The following is a 13,711-nucleotide window of genomic DNA, read 5'->3' as shown; positions in this document are numbered from 1 at the left end:
AATCGTCGTCGTTCAGGTTTTAAATATCTTTATATAGGTCCTCACAGAATCCGGAAAAGTTTCTTCGGAATCATCTTCCTTGCTATCATCATTTAACTGGTTTTCAACGATTTCTAGTCCTTCGTAACATGCATTTTCTTTATACCAATCAATTAATTCAACTAATGACACGCTTCCTTGTATTTCCTTACTTTCATAGTGTGAAACTATTGTAATTGTAAATGCCGGCACAAGTGCATCAGCGTTCAAGAAAAACACAAAATCTTTTCCTGTGTAATGCTTCCTTAAATACAGCTCTATCTCATTCTCAAGACAAGAAAACACTTCGATCAATTTATCTGATGATATTCTGTTATTCTTTATAAGTCTATTGAATCCATGAATATACAAGTAATTATGGTTTGCTTCATTTCTGGTAGGGTAGGATCATTAGAAAACAAAAAATTCGGTGAGTTTATAATTGTAGCCACTTCTCGGTATGCCTTCTGAGCGTATTTATTTAGATAATCTAAAACCAAGTACTCACCATCTTTTCAGTAATATCAATTTATGTTCTTACATTCATACACCCTCGTGGCCTTTGTAAAATGGATTCAAAAGTTCTTCATTAAATCCTTCTTCATCAACGGATTGTCTACCAAAATAACTACACTCCACTCTTACACTTAGCCGCTCAACATAAAGATGTAACTTATCATGAGGAAGGTTCTTAACCTGACATGAATCATGAGGACTATAATTCCATATTAACGACTTGATGAAGTAATTGTATGTATGAAATATCATTCCAGTGATTTCCGGATCATGCTCCTTATCTCTGAAGTAATTGGACAATTCAAATATGGAGTTGTAGAATATCCAATATAAATTTTCATCGAAATAATCTTTTTCATGTAAGGAGTAAATAAAACTTCCTTTAATACATTCATTGTTTTTCTTTAATTCATCAAGACTTTTCAACATAGTAGATCCCCCAAATATAGCTTAGTCAATCCTTGTTCTTATTTATTAATACAAGTCCATAGATAAGGGAAATAATAAGTAGAATCCATGCTAGAAAAGGAATTTGATCGAACCAATTATTATTATAACTTCCGTCAATCTCATCAATATTTACACCTAGTTGACCAAGAGTTATTATCACTGCAGTAGTCAATAAAGTAAATGCAACAATAGTGCTTCCTCTGTTGTTATTCAACTCGGCACCTCCTTCTAGATGGCTTAGATAGTTCTATCTTAGTCGATGTCAGATTGTCCACTGAATCAACATCTTCGAATATGATTCTTGCAGACCAAGCGGCGTAAGCCACGATAAGAGAATAGGGTGTTATACGACGAATCTGCCTTCCTCGAAGTCATTAATAATATCCCTAACTTGTCTTAAATCTCTACATATAAAATTCGGTTCTGTCCCCTCTGGTTTTTTCTTGTTTAATCGGTTTAACCAGACCGACTTTATTCCTACATTGTTCGCTCCTCCAACATCGCTCGTGTATGAGTCTCCTATATGTAAGACTTCTTTAGCGGAGAGATTATATTTGCTGAGGACTTCAAGGAATAACTCCGGTCTAGGTTTGTAAGATTTTACATCTTCACTTGTGACTATGTCATTTACCTGAATACCATGATAGGTCGCTGCGTTGTGTACATCAGCTATATCAATATTAGATAGAATATATACTTGATATCCGTGAAGATCATTTAAAAAGGGGAGTGTATCATCGTAGATTTTAGGCTTACACCAATGAGCAAATTGTTTCTGAATTATTTCATTTGCATCACACTTTGCCCTAAATCTAGAAATTGTTTCAGATAAGGATATTAATCCAAGCTCCCGTTGAGTTTTGAATGAGTCTCCATAACTATTCTGAAACATATTCGAAAATACTCCCCACCAATAGGCTCCTATATCCCTAACTTGGCAATCTTCAAAAGCAGACTCTTGTATATCTTTACAAATCAATGGGATAATTTCGTCATCCTCGTGAACCAAAGTCCCATAAAAATCAAGGAATATCGCTTTAATACTCATCATTCCAACTCCCCTGAATTCACATTCGAATACCGTCTTGCAGGATTGTCGTATAACTTCTTACACATTAACGAACCCGTGAGCCTTAAGCTGCCGCGGGCAATCAACCGAGTTGATCGCCACGCCGGATCGAAGACTCAGCCTCGGAGGTGTTGTCAGCTGAATTCGCTGAATATTCTAATCCCACTTAATCAGGTACTTCAATATATTCAGATACTCTTGCTTTTAATAGTTCTATTAAATCCTCATCCATGAAGAGATATTCATCGGGTATATCGAGTCTTATCAAACATTTCCCATTTACTTCTTGATGAAATCTACTTTTAAGTCGTTGTTCATGTTTCTTCTCCATTACAAATATCTTGTCGGCCCATCCGATATGGCCCGCAGTCACTTTAATACGAGCATTCTCTTCCGTTCCCGCTGATCGAACATCATACATTCCATACTGTTCAAAAATCTTCTCTGCAGTCAGGCTGCGCCACTTATTTCTGCTGCATATAAAAAGTAACTTTATCTTTATCACTCTTTTCAACTCTAGAATTTTTATTTATAAGTCTCTACTACAATATTTTTGAATTCATGACTCCCTCGCCTAAACTGTTGTTCTTCAATTTTCTTTACATCTACTAAACTTGCTGCAGGTTAGATTAGGAAAGTGATTACAATGGTTGCCAGATTGCCAACACATTACCATCTGGATCAGTAAAACTTACGTAAGGTCCATTGGGTTTTCCTTCAATACTTTCTGTCAATATGTGTACCCCATTCTCTTTAAAACGATTAAATATTTCATAAAAATTAGGAGCTATAAAGCAAAACGAGGGGTGGCGTATACCGTCATCAAGGACAAAGCCGAGTTCTCCTGCTGATTCTATAGCCCGCATTAGAATCAAAGCAGGAACAACTTGCCTTATTCCAGGCTCTGCTAGAACTCCATTAATATCAGGAAATCTCATTATTGCCCTTGTCATACCGGGTTCAACAGAATAATGAATAGTCGGCTCACAACCTAGATTCCTTCTGTACCATTGAACAGATGTAAACACATCTCTAACTGGGACATATATACATGTGACTCCTGTAATGTCCTCTAAATTCTTCTCAATAACAGAGTTTTCTCCAAAGTTGTTCATGAGCCAATAGTCCTCTCTAATATGATTTTGAATGGCGTGAACACGGTGTTATGTGAAATTCTTGCCATCTCCGAAATGCCTACTCTTATGATTCCGTTTCAGCTGTTTACATATAATGAATATGTTGTAGATGTTAATTACAGCAGTTCCCCAGTATATGATTTCATCATACTTATAATCATTGAACAGCCAAATTCCAGATAGCATTGTTGTGCTAGTTAAAGTCGTAAAAAATAAAGCCATTATATAAAGGTATATTAGTTCACTAATAGAGTTCTCAATTTGTACTTTTACAAAGAGGTAGGTCAGCAAAATTGATACTACCAAGAGTCCAATAATCATATACAGATAATATTCTGAATCATAACCCACATTGTACTGTCCCATATAATCAACCAAAGACATGTACGTCATATATTCATAAATAATCAGAGAAATTAAACCTAAAAATATGATTAATCTGAAGAATTTAAACCTTAGATCCTTCATATATGTTTTACTCCAATCTTTACAAGGTGTCCGGACTGAGTTACCGCGGCTATTTTTCATCGGATCCGAACCGAGGGACAAATGTCTCGAATAGTGTGTATAAAGTGTTATGTGATTTGGCCATCATCTTCGAATTTACAACCATATTTCGTTAACACTTTCCTTATATTCTGATACCTTGTTGCTCCCAGTAATAACTCGTTATATAAATACATATAGGTTTCTGGATATGTATCAAAGTTTCCACGGTGATACCGTAATAGCAATTCAACTTGATCTATATAAAAATATAGACATTTAGATTGCTTAGTTTTCTTGACCGTACAAAAGTATTCACTTAATTCAATTAGTTTCTGCTTTGTGTAATGTAAAATGTCTTGTATATCTTCTTGTTTTATTAGATTATTTTCATTTCCTCTGTCTTGCCAATGGTTTTCAAATATTTCCTTACGATCATTTAAGATTTTAAAAACTGGTTCAACTAATTCTAAGTCATACTTTAATTGCCGTATTTTAGAATAGCTCAATAATGTTGTGAAAATGAGATCTCACCTCACTTTACATATCAATAATGCACTTCGGGAGCCTTGCAGCTGTGTCCAGACTACGTTACCCGCGGCTATACTTCTTCGGTCTGAACAGAGGGACGAATACCCCGAAGCGTGAACATGGTGTTAGGTGAGATTGCCGCTTCCACGAATCTGCCCAGTCCACATATCACCGGTACTTATAAAATAAGATCGTTCAGGCTGACCATTAATTATGTCTTCATAGACTTTATAGGCTTTACTTTTCATCTCATTTATTTCTTCTTCAGATTCAAGATCGCTTTCCCAAACATAATAACCATTAACACATCTCTCCCAAGTAAATAATTCAAAGTATGGGTGGACATTCTTATATGGGAAAGGCTTTGGTTCTGGATTCATAAGAAATATTCGTTCATAATACTGAATTTCTGTTCCTAAAGCTGTTACTACTTGGGAATCCATAAACTCTGGGTCTCCCAACCATATCTTTAGGTAATAATCTTCATTCATTTGATCTAATTTTCTTTGCCATTCTAGGTATATTTCTATTAATTGATAAATCACTTGTTTCCTAAATCTATTTGGAGGGTTCCTCTTGCCGACCTCTTTACTATTTAATTGATATAGCCTATAAAAAGGGCTAATCCATAACTTAACATAGTCTTTTTTGTTCTTAATTAATGATACAAGATCAAGGTTTTTATGATGAATCCCCCACAAAGGAAGCTTTCTAGCTCTCCTTCTCATACCCCTTAACTTCTTTTTTATTGATGTAAACTTCATTGAATTTCTCCTTCATCGGCAATTTCACCTATCGTTCTGGTATTCACGAACCCGAGAGGCCTAAGGCGACCAACGGGTGCCTAGTCGAAGGCTAAGCCTCGGAGGAGTTGTCGGGCTGAATCCACTTCTCCGAATACCTCGTCCAGACCAGTAGCGTAAGCTCGCTTCTTCCTTACCTGAGCATGCCTTACTTCGCTCAATACCTGGCGTAGGTCCGCTCACAGCGGCTACGATCCAAGCAGGAAATTGGCGATATAAAAAGGTTCCCTTCCGTTAAACAGTTGACCGCTTTCGCCGGGTAGATTCATCTGTTTACGAGTCGGGAACCTTTAAAGCCACTCAGAATTGAATCGCATTTCTAATCAACTTACCTCCGTACCGCCTTATTTCAAGCTGCTGTCGCAGGAATAAACTATAGGAACATTTTACCATACGCCATCTCGCTCAGGATAGGCTTATTTCAGTGCGCCATTTTTTGCGGTCTGATATTTGTTTATCTGACTGTATTAACTTTGATTAGCTGGTTTATCAGATACAGAGTCAACCAAATCTATCTCAAGAGATAATCCACCATAAATTCAATACCTCTTCCGTCAGCATATGCTCCTCCTTGATGGACTCTGCGTCCAAGACAGCAGGTTCAACCAACGTCGTCGTTCTGAATCAAGCAATGCTTGCCTTGTTCGATGCCCCGTTAATTCTTAAGAAGCTATTCCTTTAAGTTCACCTCATGGTCTTTGGCAGGAATGAATACTATGAAACGACGGGATGATTCGAATAATGAATGAGATCATTGTTTCAAATAAGGAGGAGAACGACTTTATGCCTAATATGGTTTATATGATGACAAATATGGGAGTAATGAATCAAGTCGTCGCATTCTACAGAAACGTTAATGGAACCCTTACCTTTGCAGGGGCATTGCCTACGAGGGGAAGCGGGTCTGGAATTAAGGGGATCAACCCGACGGCTGCAGCCTGAGGAGGCATCGATCCCTTGTCGTCACAGGATTCCCTCAGGTTGTCACCCGACGGTCGTTTTCTTTTTGCCGCAAATGCGGGTAGCCATACGATCAGTTGCTTTGTCCTGGCCGGAAATGGATTGCCGATCCTTGTCGATGTTATCCCTTCAGGAGGGGAACAACCGAACAGCATAGCAATTTTCGGGAACCTTCTTTACGTTGCCAATGCGGGGAATGCTGTGAACAATTATGGATCTAATATTTCAAGGTTCCGGATCAATCCAAACGGGAGTCTTACTCCGATACCCGGATCCACACGTAACCTTAGTCAGCTTAATGCTGTGCCGTCACAGGTTCTGTTCCGCCCGGACGGGAGCAAACTCGTCGTATCCGAGATTACGACGGATCATCTCAGTGTGTACCATGTGAATCAGGACGGCACGTTAACCGGTCCTGTCATTAACGCTTCTAACGGAATGCAGCCCTTCGGTTCGTTATTCTTGTCTTCCGGCGTTCTATTGGTTACAGAAGCATTGTCCAATGCGCTGTCCTCTTATTCCATGGACCGTTACGGTCGCTTGCAGGTAATCAGCGGTTCTGTTCAGACAGGGCAGATCGCCACATGTTGGGTTGCCGTAACAAAAGATGAACGCTTCGCTTTCAGTCCAAATACATTGAGCGGAACGATAGGTGTTTTCCGTATCGAGCGAGATGGAGCCCTGACTTTCCTCCGCAATTATGCCAGCACTCCGGAAGGTTTTCCCACAGGACTTCCTATGGATATCGGCGTATCAGAAGACGGACGTAATCTATACGCCCTTAACGGGAATCAGGGCACTATATCCACATTTCAAATTCAGGGTGACGGCAGCTTAAATATCCTTCAGGTAGCTGCATGGACCAGAACTCCGTATTTTGGATCCCAAGGTTTAGCTGTTCCCTGATTCTTCTTCCTGAGCGTTCCGGTTTCTTTATGTCAAACAGGAAATAACAGTGACCGTCCATTCTAGTGCATCCGTGCTTCTTTCCTGTATGGGCATTCAGTACCCAGTTGAAGAAGAAGGCCACACGTAAGGTCAAAACAGATCCCATCGATGCGCTGCGGAGCGCCCAAGCCTTCTATATGAAAGAGGTTTCTCCGGTCGCTCAACTTGACCCCAAGATTTTAGGACTCCGCGCCCTGTGCAGGCAGCATTACCAATGTATGTCCTTGTATGGCACGGTTCAACTCCAGTTTCGCTCTGTTCTAGATCTTGTGTTTCCGGGGTATGACAAGGCTTTTCAGAACGTATGTAATACGGTTTCCCTGCAATTGCTAAGCACCTTTCCCACGCCTCAATTTCTGCTCAACGCCAGCAAGGAGGACGTCTTGCGCATTCTATTGGGCAATCGCCGAGGGGTCACATGGAACCAAAAGAAGCTGGAAGCTCTTCTTACTCATGCGCGTAACAGCTTACCAGATTCTAAGGCTGCTTTTTCTCACTTCATTGCGATGAGAAACTATATCTCTTTAATTCAAGCACACCAGGCAGGACTAGCAGATATTCAAAAGCTTATGCTACAGCTCGCTTCTTCCTTACCTGAGCATGCCTTACTTCGCTCGATTCCAGGCGTTGGCCCGCTCACAGCATCTACCATTCAAGCGGAGATTGGTGATATAAAAAGGTTCCCTTCCGTTAAACAGTTGACCGCTTTTGCCGGGCTGGATTCATCTGTTTACGAGTCGGGAACCTTTAGCGCCAATCAGAATCGCATTTCCAATCAACTTACCTCCGTACCGCCTTATTCCAAGCTACCGTTGCAGGAATCTCGAAGCAAGTTAACGGTCCTATCGCGATATAACCAGTTAAACCGTTCACAAAGCAAGCTAGCAAAAGTCGCTATTGTCGCTACTGCAAACAAGCTTTTACGCATCATTTTCGGTGTTTGGAGCACACATAAGCCGTTTTCAACGTCTGATCATTAAACTTTAGGAACATTTTACCATACGCTATCTCTCTCGGGATAGCTTATTTAAGTGCGCCTTTTTTAGTGGTCTGATTTTTGATTATCTGACTGTATTAACTTTGAATAGCTGGTTTATCTGATGGAGTCAGATTTTATGAGAAACCATACAAATCATTTTAATCTCTTATTTACTCCACCCCAACTATCAATGGAATAATGGACAATCTGCCTCTCAGACATTTTGTTCCATTCAGATTCATCTACTCTGATCAATTCCTCACCTATTTGTTGAAAGTCAACAATGATGAAATGACTACCATTATCTTGTGCCTTGCTCTTTACCTTTCCATCAAATTCACTGTAGGTAGGTACATTATTAATGGCCTTTAAGTAAAATGGTTTTCCATCCTTATATCTGAATGTGATACTCTTCCCTATGTCGATGGAATCCCACAATTCTTTTGAACTAATCTCAAGGTCTTTTATATCTTTCTTTCTAACTCTTTCTGTAGTAACAAAATACTTTCCGTCCATCTCATTTTTCTCTGCCACAATCCATGTAGTCTCCACTAAAGTCCGACCGCCAGAGCAAGCAGTCATTAGAATAATCATAAGAATTAATATTAAGATCTGAGAATAATGTCTCTTCATCGTATCCCTTTCTATATATGGACTATTTCAGATAACGTTGTTGTATTCACGACGCCCCACCACCTTAAGGCTCCGGAGGAGCCGGCCGCGGCGCGGTTAGGTGGTGCGGGTGTGTCCTGCTGAGTTACCCACGGCTCTTCCTCATCGGCCGGACCAAGGGCCGGAGGCCCGCTGCGTGAATATGGTGCTATCGGAAGTCTTCGACATCGTGATTTAGCTTCCCAAAAATCCTAAATCACTGGAAATTGCAATACTATTTGATAAATCGCCCAACAAATTAAAAAGATAATTCCAATCGGAAGTATTTCAAATAATAAAAATTTATTAAGGAATTCTAATTTAAGTTCATTATGTTTTTTCTTATGAAAAGAAATTCTCAAACATATTTGAATGAAACCAAGTATAACTAATAAACAAGTTAAAGTTACAAAAAATATACAAAAAGACTATCTGTTTTTATAGGGTCTTGATTTAGATAAATACTAAATGAGTCAGAGAATTTTATATATAATACTAGAAAGTAAATTAGAATTAATGGTTTGCTCATAATAATCTTTAAAAAGGTTCTCAAGAAAAGGCTCCTTTATCAGACGAAGATTTCCCATAACGTTATTGTATTCACGACGCCCCACCACCTTAAGTCCCGAAGGGACGGCCGCTACGCGGTTAGGTGGTGCGGGTGTGTCCGGCTGATACGCTTACTTGCTACTGAAATACCTCTTCGAATCCTCTTCTAACTCCGGCCGGACCGAGGGCCGAATGGCCCGATGCGTGAATATGTTGTTAGATGTAGTTCCTGACTTCTTCGTAATACAATCAATTCTTAATGAACCATTGAATCATTTTCTCACTCATTCTGGCTGCGATATCCACATCTCTTAATTTGATCCATTGGAATAATGGTTGTTGAATAAACTCCTTTAAGTCAGCTCTAACTTCTTTAATATTTTCCAACATCTCTTCGATTGTAAACTTAATACTAATCAAGTTATTATTACTTTCATTTGGATCATCTGGCCAAACAAAGAGGTGATCTGATTGATAAGTAATTCCTGGAGAAGGATCGTGCCCAAGCCACGGGCTACTTCGGTTAACCACTGATTCTTCGAGATCTTCCCAATCTTCTAGCCCGCTACAGCAACTCGGAATTATATAATTGTTCTCATCTTCAAAGAAGGCAATGCCACCTGAGATAGCAACACTCTCTTCATTAAGAATTTCGTTGAATGATTCCGTGAATGAAAGCTTTGGATCAATATTGTTAAATCCAAAAAGTAGTATCAAAAATAATTCAACTTCTTCTACCGTGCTATCAGAAGATAAACAAATAAACTCTTTACGAGTTACATCATCTTCAATCCAAATGGGACTCTCATAATATGGATTTGTAATTACTGGTCTAATATAAGGCATCATTGATCTCCAATCATTAATTCGACTTTCAGGAATTTCAGCTAACGTTCTTGTATTCACGACGTCCTTCCACCTTAAGCCCGAAGGGCGGCCGTGACGCGGTTAGGTGGAAGGATGTGTCCGGCTGATTCCGCTTCACTGCTACTGATAATTCATCCTCGATTCCACTTCTAACTTCTGCCGGACCGAGGGCCGAATGGCCCGAAGCGTGAATATGGTGTTAGCTGATGGATCGTGACTTCTCTGAATATCCCCGTAATAGATCCACTTCGATATTATGTTCAATTTTCATTTCTATTTTCTCTCTTAAATGATAGTACTTGTCCAACAATTCAACTTCTTGTTCTAATGTATTTGAAATAATTCCAATAATTGAGTCGTCCTTGTCATCATCGCTCCAATCAAATAAGTCTCTATAGATATCAGCAATCGATTCTTTGTTAGTTTCTGTAAACCGAATTGGTTGTTTTTTGAATGTCAACTTACATTCTAACAATTCAGATAAAACATCTAAACGATATCTAAGATTCTGCATTGAATTAACTTCACTCTTGATATCTTGAATAAGTTCCCCAAAGGTTAATTCCACGTGTTGCATTGAGATGTATGACCAAATGCATGTGCCAGTACCTCTATCATGGGCTTCCCAATTCTGATTCCACAAAATATTCTTAATCATGTTTTTATGATTGTTTCCAAACAAAGCAATACCTAGAATTATTCCTGCATTACAATCAGTTGAAGCTCTTCTATCTCCCCATTCAAATAATCTTGAAACCATACTATTGTTTGAGATTTTATAACTTAGTGCTGGTACGAACTCCTGAAATAGACTCTTTCCAAATGAGTAATCTATTATGGATTTTATATAGCTTTCAAAATCATTACATGGTAAATGTAGTAATCCTAAACATGCGTCCTTAGATATGTGCCAGTCATTTGAATTAATTAATGACACAAGTGTTTCTGTACACTTTGTAAATCCAAGATGTCCTAAAACATGTAAAACTTCGCTTGGCATTCCTTCCTTTAGATCTTTCTGATAAAAACAGTAGTCATATATTTCTTGTGCTAACTGTAAATCTCCAAGCATCATTATAGGTTCTAAAAGCAAGATTCTATTGTAATCAGCAGGAACTTCAATAAATAACTTGAAGAGGCTATAGGCATCTTCGAGACCGCCGTATTTGACTATCACATTTGTATAAGAAGTAACAAAGCTCGAATCAATATTGGGAGAAGATCTAATTAAATCTATTAGTCTTTTGGTTATTGGAATCAATGCTGGCTTCCCTCCTTTTAGAGTTTTATTATCTTTTCACGATCTTTCAGCTAACGTTGTTGTATTTACGAACCTTCACTGCCTTAAACGACCGAAGGGAGTGGCCGCGACGCGGTTAGGCAGTGCAAGGTTGTCCGGCTGAATTTGCTTCTCTGCTACTGAAACTACTACTTCGAAAACACTACTTATAGCTTCGGCCGGACCAAGGAGCGATAGCGACGCAGCGTAAATACGGTGTTATCAGATGTTGGGGCCTTCTTCAATTTACTTTCATATATCCTTTACTCTCTTTCAAATACTTGTCTTTCTAATTGATGGTCCTCTATTAATTCAATATTATTCTTGTTTCCTACATATGATTTGATTTGTTCTTTGATGTTAGGAAATAGCAAAATGGAATCTAGCTCTTGTACTGGTATCCACTTTACAGCGGATTGATGCGGATCGGGTTGCGAAGGTAACTTTGGAATTGAATTCTCTTTTAAACTGCATTCAAATATAAGATGTAATCCATGAGGCTCTTGATTCATATATTCTCCTGATTGTCTATGAGGTGCCATTTCATAGATTAATGCAAGTGATCCAACAGTTACTTCAGCTGTTGTTTCTTCTAATACCTCTCTGGCAACGCCGTCTTTTATTATCTCACCTGGTTCCAGTCCTCCACCAGGAAGATTATAATGAATTCCATTGTTATCATATTCAACGAGAAGAACACAGTCATTCTGTATAATCAATCCAGTACATCTAATTCTAACATGTGACAAAAGTAGAACCTTCCTTCTTATGGTTTTATATTTCTTTGCACCTTAAGGACTTTGCCCCAATTTCTGATAACGTTCTTGTATTCACGACGCCGAAAGGCTTAAGCTGCAGTCCTGGTCAAGCGAAGCGACCAGTCCGCCGGGTGGCTCCGCCACTTAGCCTTGCAGGTGTGTCCGGACTGAGTTACCCGCGGCTCTTCTTCTACGGTCCGGACCAAGGGGCGAACGCTCCGATGCGTGAATACTGTGTTATCAGATGCTGTCGACTTCTTGAAATACCTTACTGATTAAATTCCTATCAATGTTATACATTCATTAGTTTCTAGCTGTGCATTAATCCATTCGATAAGATCTTCTGTGAATAAAACTAAATCTTCTCTATTTTCTATAGTCTCTTTAACTTTTGATTTTCTTAGGTTTGGGTCTCTATAAAATATCGAAATATAATTATCCAGTTGTTTACTGGCAGGAGATTGGTATAGTATCTCAGTTAAATATTTAACTTCCCTCAAAATTAATTCCCATTGCCTCTTTCCTATCTCGAACGAATTAAATGGTTCGTATTGTTCAAACCCCTTCTTTATTGCAGGTACAATCAAACTAAAGCTATTATCAGTAATGTAAATTGATTCTTCATTTAAATATCCGTTTTTTAACCTGCCTGGATATAGTTCAATATAATTCAACCTGACTAATTCATTTAATTTACATAGCTTCATTGAAAAGACCCTCTTAAATATAATGTTTAGATCTTTGACAGTTTCTGATAACGTTCTTGTATTCACGAACCTTCACTGCCTTAAGTGACCGAAGGGAACGGCCGCGACGCGGTTAGGCAGTGCAAGGTTGTCCGGCTGAATATTCTTCCTTGCTAATGAATCTTCTTCACCGAATCCGCTTCTTCCTACTTCGGACCGGACCAAGGAGCGATAGCGACGTAGCGTGAATACGTTGTTATGTGCTGTACTCCGCTTCCAGAATAACTTACACAAACTATTTATCTAGTTTTATTATTCTCTTATATATAGGATTTCAATATTGTCATTCTTTATAATCATTTCATCTTGTTGTATTTCAATCTGATAGTGACTATCATTAATTGTTATTGAGTTTTTATTCAAATCATATTTTACTTTTTCATTTGTACTGCTTAATACTCTAAGTGTTTTGTCATCTAATTGCTCTCGAGAGTATAGCCTAAAATTCATTTCTTCTTCTTGAATGTTCACGTAGTTATATTTATTCAAAAAGTCCGTCGTTCCAACCTTTTGATCTGCACTTTCAGCAATCCAATCACCTTGAATTGTTTTATTAATATCATTGGAACAGCTTGTTAATACAGCGAGTAACAATAAAACTATGTTGAGAAATAAAATAGTTTTTCTCATGGTTTCCTCCTTTGATTAATAGTCTCTGGAGTATGGCACATAACGTTCTTGTATTCACGACGCCGAAAGGCTTAAGCTGCAGTTCTGGTCAAGCGCAGCGAGCAGTTCGCCGGGTGGCTCCGCCACTTAGCCTTGCAGGTGTGTCCGGACTGAGTTGCCCGCGGCTCTTCTTCATCGGATCCGGACCGAGGGGCGAATGCCCCGATGCGTGAGTACAGTGTTATGTGTAGTTTGACCTTTCGCCTCATGTTGCCTTTCGCTTCATCTGCTTCCGAGCTCGAACCCTTCTTGAAAAAAAGTCCGCTCACGTTCATCGCACCTCACAACCACCAAGT

At 38.9% G+C, this 13,711-nt stretch carries 16 protein-coding genes; 3 read left to right on the top strand and 13 right to left on the bottom strand.

The features are described from left to right. Positions 1–12 precede the first annotated feature (12 nt). From ACFO9Q_RS10920 to ACFO9Q_RS10890, 7 genes are all read right to left on the bottom strand, one after another. Positions 13–390, bottom strand: a complete 378-nt coding sequence (locus ACFO9Q_RS10920) for a hypothetical protein (RefSeq protein WP_379181754.1) — start codon at positions 388–390, stop codon at positions 13–15. Between the two features lie 171 nt (positions 391–561). Further along, a complete protein-coding gene (locus tag ACFO9Q_RS10915; RefSeq protein WP_379181752.1) occupies positions 562–963 on the bottom strand; it encodes a hypothetical protein in 402 nt (133 codons plus the stop codon). A gap of 25 nt (positions 964–988) precedes the next feature. Beyond that, positions 989–1,198 carry a hypothetical protein gene (locus ACFO9Q_RS10910; protein WP_379181750.1) on the bottom strand — a complete coding sequence of 70 codons (210 nt, stop codon included), beginning with the start codon at positions 1,196–1,198 and terminating at the stop codon, positions 989–991. A gap of 129 nt (positions 1,199–1,327) precedes the next feature. Continuing rightward, positions 1,328–2,035 (bottom strand): HAD family hydrolase, encoded by a 708-nt coding sequence (locus ACFO9Q_RS10905; RefSeq protein WP_379181748.1) that lies wholly within the window; start codon positions 2,033–2,035, stop codon positions 1,328–1,330. A 184-nt stretch (positions 2,036–2,219) separates the two neighbouring features. Further along, positions 2,220–2,549 carry a low molecular weight protein tyrosine phosphatase family protein gene (locus ACFO9Q_RS10900; RefSeq protein WP_379182731.1) on the bottom strand — a complete coding sequence of 110 codons (330 nt, stop codon included), beginning with the start codon at positions 2,547–2,549 and terminating at the stop codon, positions 2,220–2,222. Between the two features lie 145 nt (positions 2,550–2,694). After that, positions 2,695–3,168, bottom strand: a complete 474-nt coding sequence (locus tag ACFO9Q_RS10895) for a VOC family protein (RefSeq protein ID WP_379181745.1) — start codon at positions 3,166–3,168, stop codon at positions 2,695–2,697. A gap of 1,163 nt (positions 3,169–4,331) precedes the next feature. Beyond that, a complete protein-coding gene (locus ACFO9Q_RS10890; protein ID WP_379181743.1) occupies positions 4,332–4,970 on the bottom strand; it encodes a hypothetical protein in 639 nt (212 codons plus the stop codon). A 780-nt stretch (positions 4,971–5,750) separates the two neighbouring features. On the opposite strand from ACFO9Q_RS10890, the gene ACFO9Q_RS10885 reads away from it, so the two are divergent. The 3 genes from ACFO9Q_RS10885 to ACFO9Q_RS10875 all read left to right on the top strand — a co-directional run bounded on the left by ACFO9Q_RS10885 (position 5,751) and on the right by ACFO9Q_RS10875 (position 7,897). Then, positions 5,751–5,951: a hypothetical protein gene (locus ACFO9Q_RS10885; protein WP_379181741.1), complete on the top strand. Its 201-nt coding sequence runs from the start codon at positions 5,751–5,753 to the stop codon at positions 5,949–5,951. 15 nt (positions 5,952–5,966) lie between these two features. Next, the gene (locus tag ACFO9Q_RS10880; protein WP_379181739.1) at positions 5,967–6,875 is read left to right on the top strand and encodes a lactonase family protein; all 909 of its coding nucleotides are present in this window, start codon (positions 5,967–5,969) and stop codon (positions 6,873–6,875) included. Positions 6,876–6,982: 107 nt separating this feature from the next. Then, positions 6,983–7,897, top strand: coding sequence for a transposase (locus tag ACFO9Q_RS10875; protein WP_379181737.1), 915 nt, complete (start codon positions 6,983–6,985; stop codon positions 7,895–7,897). Positions 7,898–8,049: 152 nt separating this feature from the next. On the opposite strand, the gene ACFO9Q_RS10870 is transcribed toward ACFO9Q_RS10875, so the two are convergent. The 6 genes from ACFO9Q_RS10870 to ACFO9Q_RS10845 all read right to left on the bottom strand — a co-directional run bounded on the left by ACFO9Q_RS10870 (position 8,050) and on the right by ACFO9Q_RS10845 (position 13,376). Next, positions 8,050–8,430, bottom strand: a complete 381-nt coding sequence (locus ACFO9Q_RS10870) for a hypothetical protein (RefSeq protein WP_379181735.1) — start codon at positions 8,428–8,430, stop codon at positions 8,050–8,052. A 915-nt stretch (positions 8,431–9,345) separates the two neighbouring features. Next, entirely contained in the window at positions 9,346–10,002 is a 657-nt protein-coding gene (locus ACFO9Q_RS10865; protein ID WP_379181733.1) for a hypothetical protein, read from the bottom strand. Positions 10,003–10,162: 160 nt separating this feature from the next. Beyond that, positions 10,163–11,224 carry a hypothetical protein gene (locus ACFO9Q_RS10860; RefSeq protein WP_379181731.1) on the bottom strand — a complete coding sequence of 354 codons (1,062 nt, stop codon included), beginning with the start codon at positions 11,222–11,224 and terminating at the stop codon, positions 10,163–10,165. 281 nt (positions 11,225–11,505) lie between these two features. Beyond that, positions 11,506–11,991: an NUDIX domain-containing protein gene (locus tag ACFO9Q_RS10855; RefSeq protein WP_379181729.1), complete on the bottom strand. Its 486-nt coding sequence runs from the start codon at positions 11,989–11,991 to the stop codon at positions 11,506–11,508. A gap of 284 nt (positions 11,992–12,275) precedes the next feature. Next, on the bottom strand, positions 12,276–12,773 hold the full coding sequence (locus ACFO9Q_RS10850) for a hypothetical protein (RefSeq protein ID WP_379181727.1): 498 nt from the start codon (positions 12,771–12,773) through the stop codon (positions 12,276–12,278). Between the two features lie 225 nt (positions 12,774–12,998). Further along, a complete protein-coding gene (locus tag ACFO9Q_RS10845; protein ID WP_379181725.1) occupies positions 12,999–13,376 on the bottom strand; it encodes a hypothetical protein in 378 nt (125 codons plus the stop codon). Positions 13,377–13,711: the final 335 nt, after the last annotated feature.

It is taken from the genome of Paenibacillus sp. GCM10023252 (assembly GCF_042653305.1).
GTDB lineage: Bacteria > Bacillota > Bacilli > Paenibacillales > Paenibacillaceae > Pristimantibacillus.
This window is presented reverse-complemented; position numbering and strand designations above follow the sequence as displayed.